Below are 21,069 nucleotides of genomic sequence, written 5' to 3'. Positions count from 1 at the left end.
GTGACTCGAAGACGCTCATGGAGGTCTTGCCATGTCTGGTACGGAAATATCCCGCCCTGCCGGCCTGAATCCGCTCACTGATCTCCCCAAGCCGCCCGGACTGCACTGGAACGTCCGGGCCAAACAGCCCGTCGCCTACAGCGTCAGCATGGTCCGCGGACTGCTGGACCCCGAGAACCCCACCCTCGCCCGCGCCTGCGGCGGCGGCCAGGGACGACCGTTCCGCTGCCTCCTGGTGATCGACGCCGTGGTCGACACCCTGTACCGGGACCGGTTCGAGGAGTACTTCGAGCGCTGGCAGATCGATGCCACCTGGCAGATCGTCCAGGGCGACGAGGACTCCAAATACCTCGAACAGGCCGTGCGCGTCACCGAGGCCATGTCGCGCATGGGGATCCTGCGCCGGGCCGAGAAGGTGGTCGCCGTCGGCGGCGGTGTCGTGCTGGACATCGTCGGCTTCGCCGCGAGCATGTACCGCCGCGGCGTGCCCTACGTGCGCGTCCCCACGACACTCGTCGGCCAGATCGACGCGGGCATCGGAGTGAAGACCGGCATCAACTACGGACACCACAAGAACCGCCTGGGGTCCTACTTCGCGCCGGAACTCGCCCTGATCGACCCCGAGTTCCTGCGCACCATCGATCCCCGGCACGTCGCCAACGGCATCGCCGAGATCATCAAGATGGCGCTGGTCAAGGACGCCGCTCTCTTCGACCTCCTGGAGGCGACGGTCGGCTCCATCACCCCCGACACCCTGGCCGGCTGCGGTTCGGCGGTCAGCGAGGTCCTCTCCCGGGCGATCTCCGGCATGCTCGACGAGCTGGAGCCCAACCTGTGGGAGCAGGTACTGGAGAGGTCCGTCGACTACGGCCACACCTTCAGCCCGTCCCTCGAACTGCGCGCCGACCCGCCGCTGCTGCACGGCGAGGCCGTCGCCGTCGACATGGCGATCTGCCTCGCGCTCGCCCATCTGCGCGGGCACCTGTCCAGGAACGACACGGACCGGGCGCTGAAGCTGCTCCAGGGTTTCCAGCTCCCCATCGCGCACCCCATCTTCACGCGGGAGCTGCTCGAAGAGGCCCTCGCCGACGCGGTCAAGCACCGCGACGGACTCCAGCGCGTCCCCCTCACCCGGGGCATCGGTTCGGTCGTCTTCGCCAACGACCTCACCGCCGAAGAGCTGGGCCGGGCGCTGGAGTTCGTCGCCTCCTGGTCGGCGAGCACGGACAGTGAGCTCGTGGGCGCGGCGGTATGACCACCGCCATCACCGTCTTCGACGTCGGCGGAACCCACATCCGCCAGGCGTGGTGGCTGCGCGGGGGAGAGCTACGCACGCGGACCTCACGCCCGTCGCCGAGTTTCAAGCGCTTCCCCGAAGCCACGGTCGCCGAACTCCAGGACATGATGGTCCGGGACCTGTGCGACGCGGTGCCCGAGACGCCGGGCCCCGTGGTCGGCATCTCCTTCGGGGCGGCGCTCGACCACCGCTCCGGGATCGTCTACGCGTCGGCGCCGCTGTGGGGCGAGCACACCGAGCCGTTCGACCTGCGGGCGGCGCTGGCGTCCCGGCGCCAGGACGTCCGGTGGCACATCGTCAACGACGTCACGGCCGCACTCCTGCACGCCGCCGCGGCCACCGGCCGCAGCGGACACCGCAAGGTCCTGCTGGCCACCGTCAGCTCGGGCATCGCCTGCCGCGTCATCGACCAGCGGCAGGGCCGGATCGCGGTGGACGGCTGCGGGCTCCAGGGCGAGATCGGCCATCTGCCGGCCGTCGCCGAGCTGGCCGGACGCCCGGTGGAGCTGGACTGCGACTGCGGCACGACGGGGCACCTGGCGGCGTACGCCTCCGGCCCCGGCATCGCACGGATGGCCACGGTCCTCGAACAGCGGGAGCCGGCCCGCTGGACGGCGTCCCGGCTCGGCTCGCTGACCGCCGAGGGCGTCGGCTTCGAGGCGTCGTTGCGCCGCGCGCTGGACGAGCGGGACGAACTGGCGCTCGAACTGCTCGACGCGGTGACCGCTCCCGTCGCCGCCGTCCTGCGCACCGCGCTGTGCCTGGACCCGGAGATCGACGAGGCGGTGCTGACCGGCGGCGTCGTACACGGCCTCGGCCACCACTACCGACGCGCCCTGATGGGACACCTCACCCGGCAAGGGCTGTACCTGACCAGCGAACGCACTCCCGAATGGCTGGAGCGGCGCATCACCGTCACGGGTCCCGGGGAGGCCGACAGCCTGGCGGGCGCGGGGATCGCGGCATGTGCCGGAGTACCGGCATGAGCGCGACCGAGCACCTCCCGCACCACCGGGCACTCGTACGGGAGGCGGGCAGGGTACGGCTGCGCCAGTGCCCGACCCCGTACCCCGCTCCCGGTGAGCTGCTGGTCGCCACCGAGGTGGCGGGTCTGTGCGGGACCGACCTCCAGATGCTGCGCGGGCTGCGCGACGACCCGGCTCCGGTCATCGGCCACGAGGGCATCGCCCGGGTGGTGGCGGCCGGGGCGGGCGTCCCGGACTCGCTGCGGCCGGGCACCCCGGTCGTGGTCAACCCGACGCACGCCTCGGACCCGTCCTTCCTGCTCGGGCACAACGTCGACGGTCTCTTGCAGGAACGCACCCGCATCCCCGCGACAGCCGTACGGGACGGCCTCGTCGTACCGCTGGAGCAGTCGCCCGGCGACGTGCTCGGCACCCTGATCGAGCCCCTGGCGGCCGTCCGGTACGCCTGCGCCGTGCTCGCACCGGCACGCCCCCGCACCCTGGTGGTGTACGGCGACGGGACGATCGGGCAGCTCGCCGTCCGCGCCGCCCGCCGCTGGCTCGGCGACGGCGTACGCGTGCTCCTGGTCCACCACACGCGTGACGGACGGGAGTGGAGCGCCCGGCACCGGGTGCCCGGCACCGAGCTGCTGCTGAGCGGGGAGCAGGACGCACTGCCCCCGCTGGGCACGGAACCGGTGGCCGCGCTGCTCGCCACGCCGCGGGACGGCACGCTGGACGCACTCGGATCCGCGCTGCGCCTCGACAGCCGCGACCTGACCGTCGACATGTTCGGCGGTCTCCCGCCGGGCGCCACCAGCCCCCTGCTGCCCGGGGTCGACCTGGCCGCCGTCCGGGCCGCCAACTGCGCCGGCCGTCCGGTGCCGCCCGCCCTCACCCAGGTGAGCACGGCGCGGGGCCGGCGCGTACGGCTGACGGGCCACCGCGGTGTGGCCAACGACCATCTCATCGAGGCGGCCGCCGAGCTGCGCCGGGATCCGGCGCTGTACCGCGACCTGGTGACCCACGTCGTGGAACTGCCGGAAGCCGCCCGGATCATGAACGACCTGTCGGTCGGCCGCGGTCGCACCGTCGCCGGGAACCGGCTCGTCAAACTCGCCGTGCGGATCGCTCCGGCACCGCCTTCTCCCAGGGAGACCCCGTGACAGCACAAGCTCAGAGCTGCCGCCGCGCGCTGGTGGTCGGCGGGTCCACGGGCATCGGCCGCGGCGTCGCGGACGCCTGGGCCGACGCGGGACTCGATGTCATGGTGCTCAGCCGCTCCGCTCCGACCGGTGCCGGCGCCGAACGGCTCCGCTGGGTGGCGACCGACCTCACGGACGCCGACCGGGTCGCCGAGAACCTGGCCCTCGCCGCCGCCGAGCCCCTGCACGCCGTCTGCTATTCGGCGGTTCACTACGGTGACCGGCGAACCCTCTTCAGGGACTGCAGCGAGACGGAGTGGCGGCGCCAGGTCGACGTCAATCTGCACGGTCTCTGGCTGACCCTCGCCCGGACCCTCCCGGCCCTGCGCCGCACCGAGGCACCCGGGGTGTTCCTGGGGGTGTCGTCCGAAGTCGTCTACAACGCGGGCCCCGGCCGTTCCGGGTACGCCGCCTCGAAGGCCGCCGCCTCGGCCCTGCTCGACTCCATCGCGCAGGAGGAGAGCGCCGAAGCGATCGACGCGGAGGCGGTACGCGTCGTCCAGGCCCTCCCGGCCGGCATGGTCGACACCCCCGGGATCCGGCGCCGGCGCCCCGAGGGGTTCGACTACAGCACCTACATGCGGCCGGCCAGTTTCGGCCCGCTGGCGCGGGAACTTGCGGCGACCGCCGGAGCCGGGCTGCACGGCGCCCACCTCGTGGTCGACGGCACCGGTGAGTGGCACCCGGTGAGCGAGAGGATGCCCGTGTCCCAGAGCCGCACGCTCACGGCGAGGGCGGGGTCATGACCCGGCCCCCGCGCGTGGGGCTGGCCGGCTGGCGGCTGCCGGGGGATCACTTCGACGCCGTCGAGCTGGCCCGCGGGGCGGGCGCCGAGGGGCTCCAGCTCGACCTCGGCGGCCCGGGCCGGGGTCCGTGGCTCGACGCGGCCGGAACCGTGGACCGGCTCCGGGAGGACTCCGCCCGGCACGGGGTGCGGCTCCTGGGCGTCGCGGGCAACACGCTCAACGACATCGGACTCCACGCCCCGGCGGGCGGCGCGGACGCCCTGCGCGTCCGCCGCGTCCTGATCCGCGTGCTCGACACCGCCCTGGCCCTGGGCACGCCGCTGGCGTTCGTGCCGAGCTTCCGCCGCAGCGCCATCGAGGACACCCAGGATCTGCGGCGGACCGCGACCGTGCTCGCCTGGGCGGCCCAGGAGGCGGACGCGCGCGGACTGTTGTTGGCCAGCGAGAACGGACTGCGACCGCAGCACGCGCGGGCCCTGGCGGAGGAAGTGGCGGCGCCGTCCTTCCGGCTGCTGCTGGACACGTACAACCCGCGTGCGGCCGGTGTCGACGTCCTGGCCCTGATCGAGGCGACCCACGAGTGGATCGCGCCGCAGGTCCATCTCAAGGACGGCACGAACGGCGTCGTGACCGAGGAACCGCTCGGAGACGGGGACGGCAGGGTCTGGGAGGCGCTCGCCGCCCTCCGGGCGACGGACTGCGCCCTCGACGCGCTGATCCTCGAGAACGACTACCGCGACGGCGACACGCGACGCCTTTCCCTTGATGTCGAACGCGTACGCGCCCATGCCGCCCGCATGGACGCGGCGGGCGCCCGAACTAGGAGTTGAATTGTCAGCCCTTCCGTCCACGTACGAGACGACCACACTGATGGACGGCGTGGCAAGCCTCGGCGCGCACGCCTTCCCGCGGGACGCGCTCGGCGACGACACCGTCGTGATCAAGCCCGACTACATCGGGATCTGCCGGGCCGACACCAAGGAGATACTCGGCTCGCGCGATGTCATGGAAGACCGCGGCCCGTTGTTCGGCCACGAACTCGTCGGCACCGTCGCCTTCTCCGGAACCCGCACCGGATTCCGGGAAGGCGATCTGGTCACCCTCAACCCCAACATCACCCCGGCACGCACCACCGGATTCGCCGAATACATTCTCGTGCACGGCGCGAAGGAAGAGCTGGACCAAGCCGTCGTACGGGTCCCGGAGCCGGACATCCGGGACGACATCTGGATGCCCGAGCCGTTCGCCTGCATCGTCCACGCGCTCGGGAAGCTGCTGGAACTCGCGGATCTGCGTTCACTGCGGGGCAAGCGGGTGGGCATCATCGGCGCCGGCTGCGCGGGACTCATGTTCGCCATGTACGCCAGGCACCTGGGCGCCTCGGTCTCGGTGTTCAACCGTGGCGAGATGCGGCGCGCGTTCGCGCGGGAGCAGGGGATCCTCGCCGAGGGCGAGATATTTCCGCTCACCGCGGCGGGGGACCACCACGACGAGTTCGACATCGTGATCGCCGCATCCACCATCGCCAGCACCGAGATCCTCGAAGTGGCCGCCGGCCTGGCGAACGACGGAGCGGTCCTCCTCGTCTACGGCGGCACCCGCAAGGGGGACACCTTCCCCGTCGGTGGGGCGGATGTCGACACCATTCGCCGGCAGGAACGCATCGAGTCCGTGGAGTACGCGGGGAAGCGGCTCCGCGTCTCGGGTGCCTACGGCTGCTTCAAGGAGGACTATGAGCGCGGCTTCAGGCTGCACGCGGAACACCCGGACGAATTCCCCCTCGAAAGGCTGACGTCCAGGCGGATCGACCTCGGTGATTTCCCGCAGCTCGTGATGAATGTCGCCGCGGGCAAGGAAGACTATCCCGGGAAAGTACTCATAGAGATCGCCGACCACGGCTGATCCCGCTGGTCCCGTTGACCCCCCGGGACGGAGACCGCCGGACACCCCTCACCCCCGCGGGACGGGCATCGACGCCTTCACCCGCCGGCGGCGCGGACCCGCGCGCCGGGTGCGGCCCCCCGTACGCACCCGGCGCGCGCACCACGGCGCGCACCACGGACACCAGGCCCCCTCCGCACAGCGGCTCGCCCTGATCGGCAAGCGGGCGCAAAAACACCCCCCTGACCGCGTTTCCGCAGGTCAGGGGGGTGTGATCTCGTGGAGCCTAGGGGAGTCGAACCCCTGACATCCGCCATGCAAAGACGGCGCTCTACCAACTGAGCTAAGGCCCCGAGACGGCGCGCCCGACCGGAGGAATCCCGTTCCGGCGGGTGCCGCAGACCAGAGTACCGGGTCACCCCCCGTATCCCGCAAAAAGATTGGGGGTCCCCGCGGATGACCACTCTCCGTAAGATGCTCGACGTGGTTCGCTACAGCGAACCGCGGTTTTCAGGGGAAGCGATGGGGAGACGCAATGGACGCCGCACAGCAGGAAGCCACCGCCAGAGCGCGGGAGCTGCAGCGGAACTGGTACGGGGAGCCGTTGGGGGCGCTCTTCCGTAAGCTCATCGACGATCTCGGGCTGAACCAGGCCCGTCTCGCGGCGGTCCTGGGCCTGTCCGCTCCGATGCTCTCGCAGCTGATGAGCGGCCAGCGCGCGAAGATCGGCAATCCGGCGGTGGTCCAGCGGGTGCAGCTGCTTCAGGAACTGTCCTCCCAGGTCGCGGACGGCAGCGTCAGCGCCGCCGAGGCGACCGAGCGCATGGACGAGATCAAGAAGTCGCAAGGGGGCTCCGTGCTCAGCAACACCACCCAGACGACCAACAGTTCGGGTGCGCCCACGGTCAAGCGCGTGGTCCGCGAGATCCAGTCGCTGCTGCGCTCGGTGGCCGCCGCGGGCGACATCATCGACGCCGCGGACACCCTCGCCCCGAGCCACCCCGAACTCGCGGAGTTCCTCCGGGTCTACGGCGCCGGCCGCACCTCCGACGCCGTCACGCACTACCAGTCCCACCAGAACTGACCCCACGGGCCCGGTTCGAGTCCTCGGGGTTCGGGGGGTTCCGGGTTCATCCGGGTCCGGGTTCCTGGGGGCGTATCGCTCTTCTCGTGGGTAGGAAGGGGAGCGAGGGAACCGAGGGGACCCAGGGAACCGGGCGGCCCCAGGGGCCGAGGGAACCAAGGGAACGGGGCGGACCGAGGGGACCGGAAGACCGAGGGACCGGAAGACCGAGGGACCGGAAGACCGAGGGACCGAGGGAATCAAGGGAGTCAGGCGAGCCAGGGGGAGCAGGGGCCGCGGGGGCGCGGAGGCTTCGTCGGGCCACGGGAGGAGCGGCGGCTGCCATGGGTGAGGTCTTCGCCGGCCGGTACGAGCTGGCCGACCCGATCGGACGCGGTGGTGTGGGAGCCGTGTGGCGTGCCTGGGACCATCGCCGACGGCGTTACGTGGCCGCCAAGGTCCTCCAGCAGCGCGACGCCCACTCCCTCCTCCGCTTCGTGCGGGAGCAGGGCCTGCGCATCGACCACCCGCACGTCCTCGCCCCGGCCAGCTGGGCCGCCGACGACGACAAGGTGCTGTTCACCATGGACCTGGTCGCCGGCGGCTCGCTGGTCCACCTGGTCGGTGACTACGGCCCCCTCCCCCCGGGCTTCGTGTGCACCCTGCTCGACCAGTTGCTGTCCGGGCTCGCCGCCGTCCACGCGGAAGGCGTCGTCCACCGGGACATCAAGCCCGCCAATGTGCTCCTGGAGGCCACCGGCACCGGCCGGCCGCGGCTCAGGCTGTCCGACTTCGGCATCGCGATGCGGCTCGGGGAACCCCGGCTGACGGAGACCAACCTCGTCGTGGGCACGCCCGGCTATCTCGCGCCCGAGCAGATGCTGGGCGCCGAACCCGACTTCCCGGCCGACCTGTTCGCCGTCGGCCTGGTCGCCCTGTATCTCCTGGAGGGCGCCAAACCCGACACCAAGGCGCTCGTGCAGTACTTCCTGGAACACGGGACGCCCGGCCCGCCCAAGGGCATTCCGGAACCGCTCTGGCAGGTCGTCGCCTCGCTGCTCCAGCCCGATCCCGGGGACCGCTTCCGCACCGCCACGGGGGCGCGCAAGGCGCTCGCCGCCGCCACGGAACTCCTGCCGGAGCCCGGCCCCGACGACGAACTCATCGAGATCTTCGACCAACTCGGCCCGCTGCCACCGGGCTTCGGCCCCGACGGCCCCCGCCCGAAGGCGTCCGGAGTGGCCTCGCAACCAGGCTCGGAACCGGACTCGGAAGCAGCCTCGGAAGCGGCCTCCGGCAGAAGGTCCGAGCGGGTTCCGGACGGGGCACGGGAACGGGTCCGGGACGGCGCTCCGGTACAGCGTGGAAACGGCACACGGGAGCCGGTCCCGGGCGCGGCAGCGCAGCCGGTTCCCGGCCGGGCCCCGACGCCGGGCTCCGGAGGGACCGGAGAGAACGGAAAGGCAGGAGGGGCAGGAGGGGCAGGAGGGGCAGAAGAGGCAGCAGAGGCCGGAGAGAACGCGGAGTTCGGAGAGCCCGGGAAGATCGAGGAAGCCAGAGAGTTCGGAGGGGCCCGGGAGTTCGGCGCTCCGGGTCCCGGAGAGGTGGGTCCGGGAGCAGTCCCCGGAGGAGCCACAGGCACCCCCTCGGCAGCCGCACCGGGCTGGGGGGCGTACCCGAGTCCCCCCACCGGCACCGGCTCCATGTCGGACACCGGGAGCTTCCGGCTGCCGCCTCCCCAGCAGCCCGAGCCCCCGGCCCCGCGCCCCCACCCGGACCCGAGCCCCTACCCAGACCCGAGCCCCTACACGGACCCGAACCCGCACCGGGCCCCCAGTCCCCTCCCGACCCCGAACCCGGCCCCCGCCCCGACGCCGCACCTGCTGCCGGCCCAGCTGCCGGACCTGCCCCGGGACACCACCACCACCGCCGCGTACACCGCCCGCGATCCCCAGGCCCCGCACCTCGCCCCGCACACGCCCCCCGCCGCGTACGCCGTCCCCACCGTGCACCCACCCCGCACCGCCCACCCGGTGCACGCCCCCGCGGCTGCCGAGACTCCCGCCTCGCCCGCCCGCCGTGCCCGCGGCCACCGGGCGCGCCGCGCACCCCGCCGCCCCGGGCCCCCGGCCAGGGCCGCGATCCCGATCCTGCTCCTGGCGCTCGTCTGCTACGCCGTGGGTTTCTGGGCACTGACCCGCATCTGAGCACGAGCCGAGCCTGCGCCGAGACCTGCCACCGGCCCCGGTCGCCCTCCCCCCGCGCCCCACCCCGCACGCGGACCCGACCCCCTACACCCGCACCCCACCCCGCACGCGGCCCCGGCGGGACGCCGCCGTCCATCCGGCGAGGAGCAGGAGCAGGGCGGTGCCCGAGCCGATGCCGGCGACGGCGACCAGCTTCATCGTCCGGTCGTCGCCGCCCCCGCCGGCCCCGGTCACCGCGGCCGCCCGGTCCTGCGGGGTGACCGTGAAGACGTCGTCCGGCGTGGGACGGCCGGCGTACCCGGGCCCGGCGTGGGCCCGTCCGTCCACCCGGACCCGCAGGGTCACCTCGAACGGCCCCCGCCCGAAGATCCCGGCCAGCTGCGAGCTGAGGTGCAGGACCAGGTAGTAGTCACCGGCGAACCGGACCGAGGTCACTGCGGCGGTGGGGGCGTACCGGTTGGCGTACTCCACCGGCGGGAGCGGCGCGAGGGCGGCGGACTTCGCGGTGCCGGTGTAGCCGAGCGAGGCGTCGTCGACGGAGCCGCGGACCGGGTTGTAGAGGGAGAGGTTCAGGGCGCCGCCGACATAGCCTCGGCCCGGGGCGCCGTCCAGGTCGGCGGAGGCGTGCAGCTGCCGGCCCCAGTCCAGCGGGACCTTGTAGAACCGGGTCTCGCCGGGTACCAGAGCGGTCCGCCAGACGCCCTGGCCCAGCGGGCGGGCCGTGGCGAAACCCGTCCCGCCGGAGCGCTCACGGGACCGGCCGGCCAGGGGCTCGGGGGTGGCCGAGTCCCAGGCCCGCGGCGCGGTCGTCGGGCCGGTCCGTGCCGGGCGGGGCTCCGTGGCGGGCGCGATCTCCAGGTCCCAGCGCGCCGCCGAGGCCACCGCGCCGGTGCCCTCGGCGTCGAGGCGTTCGACGAGCAGGTAGTACGTGCCCGCGCCCTGGCACAGCGTCTTGCCCGCTTCACGCAGGCCCAGGGCCGTGACCGGGCGCGGGCTGTGCCCGGCGCCGAACCGGGCGGAGGCGTAGGCGCAGGCTGTTCCGTTCGCGTCCCGGACCGACACGCGGATGCCGTCCGTGGCAAAGACCGTGGCGTCCGCCGGCGGTACGGCGGTGACCGGGACGTACGCCGTGTCGGCGGCGGCGAGGCGCAGGCGGTAGTAGAGCTTGCCGTCGCGCGGGAGGGAGCTGCGGTAGGTGTGGCCGGGGTCCAGCGGCGCGGCGTCCGCGGTGCCCCGCGTGCCGGCGACGGTGCGGGCGCCGGGAGTGAAGCCGTACGCGCCGGGCGACGCGGCGGCGGCCGGGGCGCCGGCCGCCGGCGCGAGGGAGGCGCAGAGTCCCAGCAGCACGATCACGGCGCACCGGGCGGCTACGGCCCGCCACCAGTCCCACGCCGCCGTATCCGCTCGCCCCCGCACGCGCCACCACCCCCAGTCGTCGGACAGCCGTACCGGACCGCAGGCCCCATCCTGCCCCGACCAGCGCTGCGCCATCCGGGCAATACGCACGGCCGTCCGAAACGCCCGGCAACATCCGGCCCGGCCCGCCCGCCCGCGTACCGCACCCCGCGGCACCCCGCAACACGAGGCGGACGCGAGGCCGGCGGGCAACACAAAACCCCGGCCGCGACGGCGGCCGGGGTCTGTTCAGGAATCAGATCGGGTATCGGGACTCACGAACCCGTGGGCACGGAGTCAGTCGCCTCCGTCCACAGATCCTGCTCGGCGCGATCCGCCTGGATCTGGCGGTACACGAGGAGCCCGCCGATGGCGGCCAGTGCGACCAGGAGCAGCTTCTTCACCGCGCGACCTCGTCTTTCCTTGACGTAGGGGACCTCTGGCGCCCGACTATACACACCGACCGATATCGATCGGTGACCTGCGTCGGGGCCCAACTCCCGCCCCCGACAGCGCAATAACCCAGGCCGGAAGCGGTTCCGGCCGGAGGGTGACGGCGCCCCTACACACCGTTGCTTTGCTCCCCCTTCGCTCCCCCTGACCGTGATTGGGGGGTTTTCGAAGCCTTTGCACCCATCCGAGTGGTGTTCATCGGAACATCCACGCGCCACGGGCGTCGGTCCACCACTTCGCGATCCCCATACACATCATGAACAAAGTACGCAAATCGCCCAACCCGAAAGTGAGGGGCCATGACCGGGAACAAGGTCATGAAGCTGTGGACCGCCATCGTCACCGCCTTCCTCGCGCTGTGCACGGCGCTCGGATTCGTCGCCGCCGGCACCGCGACCGCCGCCACGGCCGAACCGCGCACCGAGAGCCCGAGCGCCGGCACCGTGGAGCGCACGAACCCGGCGATCCCGGCGATGAGTCACTGGGCCTGGTCCCATGGCAGAGCACTGCCCCCCACGATGAAGCAGCGGATCCGGGCCGAGGCCCACGGAAAGTCCCCGAGCTGCCGGCACCGCCCCCACACCGAGACCGAGCAGCAGACACCGGCACTGGAACAGACGCAGGAACAGACGCAAGCTCAGCCCCGGGAACAGACGCAGCCGGACACCACCGCGGCCGACCGGCACCTCTCCGCCCCTCTCACCTGCTGATCCCTCTCTTCCCGCAGTACCGCAACGTCTCGACAACACGGCGACTTGCGTACGCACCAGTCGAAACGGAAAGACCCCCGGCCGGGTTCGGCCGGGGGTCTCGCGCTTTTCCGGGATGCGTCATCCTCGTACGGCAACGACCCGCACCGCACGGAAAGGTGGTGAGCGCTGCCGTGAGCCGGCGCGTCACCGTAGTCACCGCTGTCCACGGCCCCTCCGCCCGGTTCCTGCCGGACGCGTACGCCTCCCTGTGCGCACAGCGGCTGCCCGCAGGCTGGGAATGGGACTGGGTCGTCCAGGAGGACGGCACGACGGACGAGGTCCGCCCCCACGTCCCGGACGACGCACGCGTGACCTTCCGCCAGGGCCGGCCCGGCGGGCCCGGCGTCGCCCGGACGATCGCGCTGGCACACGCCGAGGGCGCCTACATCAAGGTGCTGGACGCCGACGACCGGCTCACGCCGGGGGCGCTCGCCCGCGACCTGGCCGTCCTGGAGGCGGACCCCACCGTCGGCTGGACGACGTCCCGCGTCCTGGACCTGCTGCCCGACGGCTCCACGGTCGGCTTCCCCGACGATCCCGACGACGGCCCGATCGCCCGCGGTGCCGTCCTCGACCACTGGAAGCGGAACGACTTCCGCGCCCCGGTCCACCCGGCGAGCCTGTGCGTACGGCGCGAGCTGCTCGTCGCCCTGGGCGGCTGGATGGCGCTGCCGGCCTCCGAGGACACCGGCCTGCTGCTGGCGCTGAACGCGGTGAGCCGCGGCTGGTTCTCGGCGGAGGCCGGTCTGCTGTACCGCAAGTGGGAAGGGCAGGTCACGGGCCAGGCGGCGCACGTCGACCCCGCCGAACGCGCCGCCCGCACGGCGGTCGCGGAGGCCCGGGCCCACGCACTCGCCGGCTTCGCCTGGACCTATCCGTCACCCCCCGGCCGCGCCTCCTAGTCCTCCCGCTCCGCGAAGGCGACGGCCTGCGAGGGGCACTTCTCCACGGCCTCCCGGATCGCCTCCCTGACCTGCGGATCCCCTGCGGCCTCCGGCCAGCCGGGGCGTACGACGCCGTATCCGTCCTCGAACGCGAACACGGCCGGCACCCGGTGGGCGCACTCGGCCGAGCCGTAGCACCGGGAGCGGTCGACGGAGACCTTCATGCGTCCTCCAGCCGTCAGCGGTGACCTCCAGGACGTCCCTGCCCGGCGATTCACCCGCCCAACCGGCCGTACGGCGACAGGCGTCACCGGCCGCCGCCCGCCACCGAGAGCCAGTGGGCCACCCGGCGGACCGTCGGCTCGTCCAGCCGGTCGGCCAGGATCCGTACGGCGTCGCCGTCCTCGGCGTCCAGGTCGTACAGGCCCGCCTTGCTCAGACCGGCCATCAGCACCTGGTGCCGGCGGTCCGTCATGCGCTCCGTGAGCCGGGCGGGCTCCGGGGAACCGGGCGCGGGCCGCTCCGGCGCGGGGGCGGGGGCCTTGGCGGACGGGGTGTCGAACAGCCGCCAGGTGCCGTCCCCGGGCCCCCAGAGTGCGAGCGTCACCTCGTCTCCGCGCGCCCGCACGGTCCGGGTCATGTCTCCCAGGGCGTACAGCACCGGGGCGCGGTACGGGGACTCGGCTCCCACCGTCCAGGTCTCCCGCGCGGGCTCGTAGAACATCGCGACCCAGCGGGGCTCACCGGGCGGTCGCGGGCACCGGGGACGCTGCTTCTCCTCCGCCATGACACTCACCCCTTCGGAACGGCCGACGCCACGACCGTAACTGACGCGGCGTCAGATTCCCAGACCGCGCACCCCCTCGCCACCCGCCACCCCGCTCCACCCGCCTCGACAACCCACCGCCCCGCTCCGCACGCCTCAACGACCCGTCACCCCCGCTCCGCACGCCTCGACGGCCCGCCCCCGCCACGGAACCCCCGCGCCGCTGTGGTCTCTTCGCGCCCGGCGTGGCACCCTGCCCGCGCCCGGTCCGTAGGGGCCGGGCGCACGGTGTCGTCCCGGGAGAGGGAGGCCGGAGGATGAGCGGACGGGAAGCGGCGGCGACCGGATCGGACCCGCGGACGGGGGAGGCGGACCCGCGGGCGGTGCACGCGGGCTCGCGGACCGGGGAGGCGGACCCGCGGGCGGAAGAGCTGCGGCGGGTGCACGGCGCCCGTGCCCACAGCGCCTACGACCGCGCGGTGGCCGCGTGCCGGTACGCCGGTGTGGGACAGGACGCGGCCGAGGTCGTGCCGAAGGACTCCGTGAGCAGGGCCGCCAACGCGCTACGACTGTCGGCCGGCTCGCTCGCCGCCCTGGCCGACAGCGCTCCGGATCCGGCGGCGGACGCCCGCTGCGCCCGCAACGCCGCCGCCACCGCCGCCCTGGCGGCACAGCTGGCCGCGGCCCGGGACGGCGGCCCTGCCGCGGCCGAGGCCCTGCGCGCGGCACTGTCGGCGTCCCGGACGGCCGCCGTCGCGGCCGGAGGTCTCGCGCAGGGGCGGGACGCCGCGCTGAACGGCGCGGCCGAGGAGGCCGAGCGGCGGGCCGTCGCCACGGCCCGCGAGGCGGGCTGGCCGGCCTGAGAGCTTGCGATTTCCCGCCCGCCCGGCACCGGTCCCTCCCCTCGTGGGGACCGGTGCCGAACGGTGCGGGGCCGTCGACCCGTGCCCTGTCGGCGCTGCGGCACGGGTCGAAGAACGGGGCGGGTTGTCCGGCGTGCGCGGACTCACCCGCCGGGCGCGGAACAGGTTGACCGACTTTGACCGAGAACGTTCGTCGCCATGGGCTGTCTCTCCGAGTACCGAGCCGGTGGCCTGTTCGGACGGTATGTGACGGGTCCGCTACCGGGTTCGGATCCTGCCATCTGTCGCCCCCCACGAGGAGGTTCCGGTCTCCGGTCCCACCCTTATCCGCAGGTCAGCCGTATAGGGTGAGTTTTCCGGTCCGGACGTTCGCACGCGGGGGAAAGTAAGGGGTGGGACCTTGAGTTCCGACTCAGGGGCACGCACAGCCTTCGCCGAGCGCCTCGCGCTGCTGTACAAGGAGGCTGGAAATCCTCCCCTGAAGAGCGTCGCCGAGGCGGTCGTACGGCTGCAGCGGGTCGACGAGCGAGGCCGTCCCGTACGGGTGTCCGCGCAGCGGATCAGTGACTGGCGCCGCGCCAAGAACGTACCGGCCCAGTTCGCCGCCCTCGCGGCGGTCCTGCAGATCCTGATCCCCGAGGCCCGCCGTCTGCGTCCCGCTCCGGTCTCCGCCGGGCTGTACGACCTCGCCCACTGGCAGCGGCTGTGGGAGCTGGCGCTGACCGGCCCGGCCGGCGACCGGCCCGCACCGCCCGCGGAGGAGAACCGGCGGCCACCGGCCCAGGCCCCGCCCGTCGCCGGCGGTGTGTGCCCGTACCGGGGGCTGGCCCCGTACCGGCGGGAGGACGCCCGGTGGTTCTTCGGCCGGGAACGGAGCACGAACGCCCTCGTCACCCAACTCCGCGCGGCCGAGCGGTCGGGCGGGCTGGTCATGCTGGTCGGGGCGTCGGGCGCGGGCAAGTCGTCGCTGCTGAACGCCGGCCTGGTCCCCGCGATCCGCGGCGGTGCCCTGGACGCCGGCGACAGCCGGCCCGGCCCCAGCGCCCCGGGCGCGACGGCCTCCGGCCCCCCGGCGCCGTCACAACGCGGCGAGCCCCCCGCCTCCTCCCCGCCCTCCCCTTCCCCCACTCCCTCTGCGCCCTCGGCGCCCTCGGCGCCCTCCCCCTTCTCCACGCCCCCCGCCCCCGCCGCCTCCCCCGCTCCCCCCGAGTCCCCCGGCCCTCCCTCGCCCCCGCCGCCCCCCGATCCCCCCGGTCCCGTCCTGCAGCTCGTCCCGGGTACCGATCCGCTGGGCGAACTGGTCCGCCGGATTCCGGAGCTGACCGCCGTCGCCGCCGACGCGCGCAGGGCCGAGCAGGAGGCGTCCGAGAACCCCGCGCTGCCGGGCAGTGAGGCCCCGCACCTCGCCCGGGCCGCACGCAAGGCCGTCGCCGCCTGGGCGGACCGCGCGACCGCCCCGGACGCCCGGCCGGTCCTGATCGTGGACCAGTTCGAGGAGACCTTCACCCTCTGCGCCGACGAGGCGGACCGGCGTACCTTCATCCAGCTCCTGCACGCCGCCTGCACCCCGCCCGCCGGCGACGCCGGCCCCGCGCCGGCCCGGGTGGTCCTCGGCATCCGCGCCGACTTCTACGAGCAGTGCCTCGGCTACCCGGAGCTGGCCGACGCCCTCCAGCACCGCCACATGGTGCTCGGCCCGCTGACCAGCACCGAGCTGCGCGAGGCGGTGACCGGCCCGGCCAAGGCGGTGGGGCTGGAACTGGAGCCGGGGCTCGCCGAGCTGATCGTCCGCGAGGTCAGCGCCGACGGCCCCCGCGGCGCACACGACGCGGGCGTGCTCCCGCTGCTGTCCCATGCCCTGCTGGCCACCTGGCAGCGCCGGAAGGCCGGAAAGCTGACGCTGGCCGGCTATCGCTCGGCGGGCGGGATCCAGGGCGCGGTGGCGGCGACCGCCGAGCGCGCCTGGTCCGGTCTGGACCCCGCGGCCCGTACCGCCGCCCGGCTGCTCCTGCTGCGACTGGTCCGGCTGGGCGAGGACACCCAGGCCACGCGCCGGCGCGGCACCCGGCGGCAGCTCGCGCAGGAGTCGGCGGACCCGGGCAAGACGGAGGAGTCGCTGGAGGCCCTGGTGCGGGCCCGGCTGGTGACGCTGGACGCGGACACCGTGGAGATCACCCACGAGGCGCTGCTGCACGCCTGGCCGCGGCTGCGGCACTGGATCGACGAGGGCCGGGGCGACCACCTGCTGCGCCAGCGGCTGGAGGAGGACGGCCGGTCCTGGGAGGACTCGGACCGGGACAGCTCACTGCTGTACCGGGGGTCGCGGCTGGAGCAGGCGCGCGCCTGGGCCCGGTCGGCCGGGGACACCTATCTGACGCGCAGCGCGGTCGAGTTCCTCGCCGCCTCGGTCCGGCTGCGCAAGCGCACGGTGCTGCTGAGCCGGGCCGCGGTGGCGGCCCTGGTCGTGCTGGCCGTCCTCGCCGCCGGTACCGCGGTGATCGCCTGGAAGCAGCGCGACGACGCCGTGTTCGAGCAGGTGCTCGCCGAGGCCGACCGGGTCCAGCACACCGATCCGTCGCTGGCCGCCCAGCTCGACCTGGTCGCGCACCACCTGCGCCCCGGCGACGAGGGCACGTACAGCCGCCTGATCTCGATCGTGAACGCGCCGCTGGCCACCCCGTTGTCCGGCCACACCGGTGCCGTGTACCTCACCTCGTTCAGCCCGGACGGCAAGACCCTGGCCACGGCCAGCTACGACCGCACGGTCCGGCTGTGGGACGTGAGCGACCCGGAGCGCCCCGCCCCGCTCGGCACCCCCCTCACCGGCCACACCAGCTGGGTGAGCAGCGCCGTCTTCAGCCCGGACGGCAGAACACTGGCCAGCGCCGGCGACGACGGCACGGTCCGGCTGTGGGACGTCACCGACCCGGCGCACGCCGTACCGCTCGGCAAGCCGCTCAGCGGCCACCGGGGCACGATCTACCTGGTCGCCTTCAGTCCCGACGGGCACACGCTGGCCACGGCCGGCGAGGACCACACCGTGCGGCTGTGGGACGTGCGGGACCCGCGCCGGCCCACCGCGTCGGCCACGTTGCGCGGGCACGCCGCGGCCGTGCGCAGCGTGGCGTTCAGCCCCGACGGGCGCACCCTCGCGGCGGGCGGCGACGACGAGTCGATCCTGCTGTGGAACACGGCCGACCCGCGCCGGCCCGAGCCGTACCCCGCACCGCTGAAGGGGCATACCGACCTCGTGCACTCGGTGGCGTTCAGCCCCGACGGGCACACCCTGGCCAGCGGCGGCGCCGACGACACCGTCCGGTTGTGGAACGTCACCGACCCGGCCCGCCCGTCCTCGCTGGGCTCCCCGCTGACCGGGCACACCGGGCCGGTCTGGTCGGTGGCCTTCAGCCCGGACGGCACCCGGCTGGCCGCAGCGAGCGCGGACAGCACGGCGAGCCTGTGGAACGTGCGCGACCCGGCCTCCCCCTCCCAGGTGGGCGAGCCGCTCGCGGGCAGCAGCGGGGAGATGTACGCCCTGGGGTTCAGCCCCGACGGGCGGACCCTGGCCACCGGCAGCGGCGACAGCAAGGTACGGCTGTGGTCGCTGCCGACCTCGGACATCGTCGGCCGCACCGGCGCGTTCCGGCCGGACGGCCGGATGCTGGCCACGGCGGCCCGGGACGGCAGGCTCCGGCTGTGGAACGTGACCCGGCCCGGCCGGCCCGTGCCGGTGGGAAAGCCGTTCATGCAGGCGGACGGCGGCCATCGGGCACCGCTGTTCTCCCCCGACGGCCGCACCCTGGCCGTCCTCACCGACAACCAGTCGGTGTACCTGTGGGACGTCGGCGATCCGTCCCACCCCGTCGCCGCCGGGTCACCCCTGCACCTGCGGACGCGCTTCGTGGGGCCCGACACGCTCGCCTTCAGCCCGGACGGCCGCACGCTGGTCACCGCCCACGACGACCGCACCCTCCAGCTGTGGAACATCACCCGCCCCGCCCACCCGAAACCGCTCGGCAAGCCGATCACCGGCCACCGGGGCTACATCAACGCGGTCGCCTTCAGTCCCGACGGGCACACCCTGGCCAGCGGCGGCGCGGACAGCGCCATCCGGCTCTGGGACGTCACCGACCCGGCCCACCCCACCGGGCTGAGCCGGCTCACGGAGCACTCCGGGCCGGTCAACGCGCTCGCCTTCAGCCCGGACGGCCACACGCTGGCCAGCGGCAGCGACGACGACACGGTCCGGCTGTGGGGCGTCGCCGACCCCGCCACGGCGACCGCCCTGGGGACACCGCTCGTCGGCCACACCGAGGCGGTCAAGTCACTGACGTTCAGCCCGGACGGGCGTGTTCTGGCCAGCGGCGGCAACGACAACACGGTCCGGCTGTGGAACGTCGGCCACCCCTCCTCGGCGACGCCCATCGGCCAGTCGATGAGCCCCAACGCCAAGTCGGGCACGTTCCTGTCCTTCAGCCCGCAGAGCCGCGTCCTCGGTGTCTCCAGCGGCACCGACACGGTCCGCCTGTGGAGTCTGGACGCGCACACGGCGATCCGGCACATCTGCTCCGTCACCCGGGGTGTGCTCACCCCGCAGCGGTGGCACGAGTATCTGCCCCGCCTCTCCTACGACCCTCCGTGCGGTCGATGATCGGCCAACCTGCCTGATTCCCCGCGGACTTGGTCCCACGGAATCGACAACCTTGTTACCCTTGGCCATAGCCCGATCGCTGGTGCATCCCCCGTCGCCAGCGGTCGGGCCTTTCCGTTGCCCCGCAGCCGCCCCGCAGCCGCCTCTCGGCTGCTCCCGGGGGGCTGCTCGGCCACCGCTCGGCTGCCGCTCAGGCGGCCAGGGCGTGACCCGGGTGCAGGACGACCTTGGTGTATCCCTCGATCCGCTTGTCGAACTTCTCGTAGGCCGCCGGCGCGTCCTCCAGCGGCAGTTCGTGGGAGACCACGAAGCTGGGCTTGGCCCGCCCGGCGATGATCATGTCGCGCAACTGGCGGTTGTACCGCTTGACGTTGCACTGACCGGTGCCCATCTGCTGGCCCTTCTCGAACATCCTGCCGATGGAGACCAGCAGCTGGCCGTGCTTGGCGTGCTCGTCGGGTCCGCCGGGGTCCGAGGGCACGTACAGCCCCGGCACACCGAGCATGCCGGTCGGCCGGACCGTCTCCACCAGGGTGTTCAGGACGACGGCCGGTTCCTCGTGGCTGGCGTCGTGCGCCTGGGCCTGGTAGCCGACGGCGTCCACTCCCTTGTCGGTGCCTTCTCCGTTCGTCTGCTCCTTGATCTGCTCGGCCGGGTCGCCCTGGGTGAAGTCGATGGGGATCACCCCGATCTCCTCGGCCTTGGCGAGCCGCTCGGGCACCCGGTCCACCGAGAACACCTTCGCCGCGCCGCGCAGCATGGCGGAGTAGGCGGCCATCAGGCCCACGGGGCCCGCGCCGAAGACGGCCACGCTCTCGCCGGGCGACACCTGGGCCAGCTCACAGCCGTGGTAGCCGGTCGGGAAGATGTCGGCGAGGAGCACGAAGTCGGTCTCGAACTCGTTGCCCGCCGGCAGCTTCAGACAGTTGAAGTCGGCGAACGGCACCCGGAGCAGTTCCGCCTGACCGCCCTTGTACGGGCCCATGGCCACGTAGCCGTAGGCGCCGCCGGCGAAGCCCGGATTGACCGTCAGGCAGAAGCCGGTCTTCCCGGCGAGGCAGTTCTTGCAGAACCCGCAGGCCACGTTGAACGGCATCACCACACGGTCGCCCACGGACAGGGAGGTCACACCGTCGCCGACCTCCTCGATCACGCCGAGGTTCTCGTGCCCGAAGACGATGCCGGCCTCGGCTGCCGTACGGCCCTCGTACATATGCAGATCGGAGCCGCATATCGCGGTCGACGTCACCCGTACCAGCACATCGTTCGGATGCTGGATCCGCGGGTCGTCGACGTCCCGCACCGTGACGCTGAACGGCTTCTCATAGACGACGGCTTTCACCTCAGCCACCTCCGCATCGAGTGCCGGACGACGGCGGCGAGAGAACCGTGGCCGGGGGGCGCACGCTCGCTGCACCGCCGGTACTTCCAGGGAACGCCCGCCGGTCGACGATGTCAAAAGACGTCCGGCGGCGGTCCGTCGACCGCCGGGGGCCGCTCACCGGACCCCGGCTCCGGGCCCGGGCACCCGCGTCATAACCCCCGCTCAGGGCCTCGGCAACTCCGCGGCGACACCGTGCCCGGCGCGACCGGTGATCGAAGTGCGGCCGGTGGCACACGCCTCGACCATGACGCTGAAGGGCGGAGCGCGGGGCTGGCTGCGGCAGCCGGGCACTCCGCCGAGTCATGCGTCGAGGAAAGAGGAAACCATGACGGCAACGACGGAGACTCCCACTCGCGAAAAGGCCGGCACAGGCCAGGAAGAGTCCGGCGAGGAATCCGCCATCGGCCCGCTCCTGCTGGCGGCGATGCTGTCCCGGCGCGAGGAGCGCGGCGAGGAACCGATCATCGAACACCCCCTCCTGCTCGCCGCCCTCGCGCGCGGCCGCGAGGAGGGGGGCGAGGAGTCGATCATCGAGCACCCCCTTCTCCTGGCCGCGC

General features: G+C 73.4%; 18 protein-coding genes and 1 tRNA gene. 13 read left to right on the top strand and 6 right to left on the bottom strand.

Translation table 11 applies throughout. The features are described from left to right. Nucleotides 1-31: 31 nt before the first annotated feature. Genes ACZ7KF_RS15680 through ACZ7KF_RS15655 form a run of 6 tightly spaced genes read left to right on the top strand, consistent with a single transcriptional unit; the run spans nt 32 to nt 6,115 of the window. Nucleotides 32-1,255, top strand: coding sequence for a sedoheptulose 7-phosphate cyclase (locus ACZ7KF_RS15680; RefSeq protein ID WP_471073983.1), 1,224 nt, complete (start codon nt 32-34; stop codon nt 1,253-1,255). Next, the gene (locus ACZ7KF_RS15675; protein WP_471073980.1) at nt 1,252-2,283 is read left to right on the top strand and encodes an ROK family protein; all 1,032 of its coding nucleotides are present in this window, start codon (nt 1,252-1,254) and stop codon (nt 2,281-2,283) included. The genes ACZ7KF_RS15680 and ACZ7KF_RS15675 overlap by 4 nt, the downstream gene beginning before the upstream one ends. Continuing rightward, a complete protein-coding gene (locus ACZ7KF_RS15670) occupies nt 2,280-3,428 on the top strand; it encodes an alcohol dehydrogenase catalytic domain-containing protein (protein ID WP_471073977.1) in 1,149 nt (382 codons plus the stop codon). Before ACZ7KF_RS15675 ends, ACZ7KF_RS15670 begins: the two co-directional genes overlap by 4 nt. After that, nucleotides 3,425-4,213 (top strand): SDR family NAD(P)-dependent oxidoreductase, encoded by a 789-nt coding sequence (locus ACZ7KF_RS15665; RefSeq protein WP_471073974.1) that lies wholly within the window; start codon nt 3,425-3,427, stop codon nt 4,211-4,213. Before ACZ7KF_RS15670 ends, ACZ7KF_RS15665 begins: the two co-directional genes overlap by 4 nt. Continuing rightward, nucleotides 4,210-5,043 carry a sugar phosphate isomerase/epimerase family protein gene (locus ACZ7KF_RS15660; RefSeq protein WP_471073971.1) on the top strand — a complete coding sequence of 278 codons (834 nt, stop codon included), beginning with the start codon at nt 4,210-4,212 and terminating at the stop codon, nt 5,041-5,043. Before ACZ7KF_RS15665 ends, ACZ7KF_RS15660 begins: the two co-directional genes overlap by 4 nt. Before the next feature lies 1 nt (nt 5,044). Next, entirely contained in the window at nt 5,045-6,115 is a 1,071-nt protein-coding gene (locus tag ACZ7KF_RS15655) for an alcohol dehydrogenase catalytic domain-containing protein (RefSeq protein WP_471073968.1), read from the top strand. A 259-nt stretch (nt 6,116-6,374) separates the two neighbouring features. On the opposite strand, the gene ACZ7KF_RS15650 is transcribed toward ACZ7KF_RS15655, so the two are convergent. Beyond that, a tRNA-Ala gene (locus ACZ7KF_RS15650) sits at nt 6,375-6,447 on the bottom strand. A gap of 182 nt (nt 6,448-6,629) precedes the next feature. Here ACZ7KF_RS15650 and ACZ7KF_RS15645 point away from each other — a divergent pair. Together ACZ7KF_RS15645 and ACZ7KF_RS15640 are read left to right on the top strand one after the other, a co-directional pair. Next, complete coding sequence (locus tag ACZ7KF_RS15645) at nt 6,630-7,178, top strand: helix-turn-helix domain-containing protein (protein ID WP_471073965.1); 549 nt, start codon at nt 6,630-6,632, stop codon at nt 7,176-7,178. Nucleotides 7,179-7,501: 323 nt separating this feature from the next. Continuing rightward, nucleotides 7,502-9,364, top strand: coding sequence for a serine/threonine-protein kinase (locus ACZ7KF_RS15640; RefSeq protein ID WP_471073962.1), 1,863 nt, complete (start codon nt 7,502-7,504; stop codon nt 9,362-9,364). Nucleotides 9,365-9,448: 84 nt separating this feature from the next. On the opposite strand, the gene ACZ7KF_RS15635 is transcribed toward ACZ7KF_RS15640, so the two are convergent. Further along, nucleotides 9,449-10,780, bottom strand: a complete 1,332-nt coding sequence (locus ACZ7KF_RS15635) for a hypothetical protein (RefSeq protein WP_471073959.1) — start codon at nt 10,778-10,780, stop codon at nt 9,449-9,451. 254 nt (nt 10,781-11,034) lie between these two features. Beyond that, on the bottom strand, nt 11,035-11,163 hold the full coding sequence (locus tag ACZ7KF_RS15630) for a DLW-39 family protein (protein ID WP_003999697.1): 129 nt from the start codon (nt 11,161-11,163) through the stop codon (nt 11,035-11,037). A gap of 348 nt (nt 11,164-11,511) precedes the next feature. On the opposite strand from ACZ7KF_RS15630, the gene ACZ7KF_RS15625 reads away from it, so the two are divergent. Continuing rightward, the gene (locus ACZ7KF_RS15625; RefSeq protein WP_471073956.1) at nt 11,512-11,922 is read left to right on the top strand and encodes a DUF6344 domain-containing protein; all 411 of its coding nucleotides are present in this window, start codon (nt 11,512-11,514) and stop codon (nt 11,920-11,922) included. Nucleotides 11,923-12,083: 161 nt separating this feature from the next. Next, complete coding sequence (locus ACZ7KF_RS15620) at nt 12,084-12,866, top strand: glycosyltransferase family 2 protein (RefSeq protein ID WP_471073954.1); 783 nt, start codon at nt 12,084-12,086, stop codon at nt 12,864-12,866. Here ACZ7KF_RS15620 and ACZ7KF_RS15615 read toward each other — a convergent pair. Beyond that, nucleotides 12,863-13,072: a ferredoxin gene (locus tag ACZ7KF_RS15615; RefSeq protein ID WP_471073951.1), complete on the bottom strand. Its 210-nt coding sequence runs from the start codon at nt 13,070-13,072 to the stop codon at nt 12,863-12,865. The two genes, ACZ7KF_RS15620 and ACZ7KF_RS15615, sit on opposite strands and share 4 nt — an antisense overlap. 83 nt (nt 13,073-13,155) lie before the next feature. After that, the gene (locus ACZ7KF_RS15610; RefSeq protein ID WP_471073948.1) at nt 13,156-13,635 is read right to left on the bottom strand and encodes a hypothetical protein; all 480 of its coding nucleotides are present in this window, start codon (nt 13,633-13,635) and stop codon (nt 13,156-13,158) included. Nucleotides 13,636-13,931: 296 nt separating this feature from the next. Here ACZ7KF_RS15610 and ACZ7KF_RS15605 point away from each other — a divergent pair, with 296 nt between their 5' ends. Together ACZ7KF_RS15605 and ACZ7KF_RS15600 are read left to right on the top strand one after the other, a co-directional pair. Next, nucleotides 13,932-14,477: a hypothetical protein gene (locus ACZ7KF_RS15605; RefSeq protein WP_471073946.1), complete on the top strand. Its 546-nt coding sequence runs from the start codon at nt 13,932-13,934 to the stop codon at nt 14,475-14,477. 400 nt (nt 14,478-14,877) lie between these two features. After that, the gene (locus ACZ7KF_RS15600) at nt 14,878-19,128 is read left to right on the top strand and encodes a WD40 repeat domain-containing protein (protein ID WP_471073943.1); all 4,251 of its coding nucleotides are present in this window, start codon (nt 14,878-14,880) and stop codon (nt 19,126-19,128) included. A 190-nt stretch (nt 19,129-19,318) separates the two neighbouring features. Here the strand turns inward: ACZ7KF_RS15600 and ACZ7KF_RS15595 are convergent, their stop codons facing one another. Continuing rightward, nucleotides 19,319-20,470: a glutathione-independent formaldehyde dehydrogenase gene (locus ACZ7KF_RS15595; protein WP_471074502.1), complete on the bottom strand. Its 1,152-nt coding sequence runs from the start codon at nt 20,468-20,470 to the stop codon at nt 19,319-19,321. 367 nt (nt 20,471-20,837) lie between these two features. Here ACZ7KF_RS15595 and ACZ7KF_RS15590 point away from each other — a divergent pair. After that, the coding region (locus ACZ7KF_RS15590) for a hypothetical protein (RefSeq protein ID WP_471073940.1) at nt 20,838-21,069 on the top strand (232 nt) is incomplete at its 3' end.

Source organism: Streptomyces sp. NPDC038200 (assembly GCF_055600785.1).
This window is presented reverse-complemented; position numbering and strand designations above follow the sequence as displayed.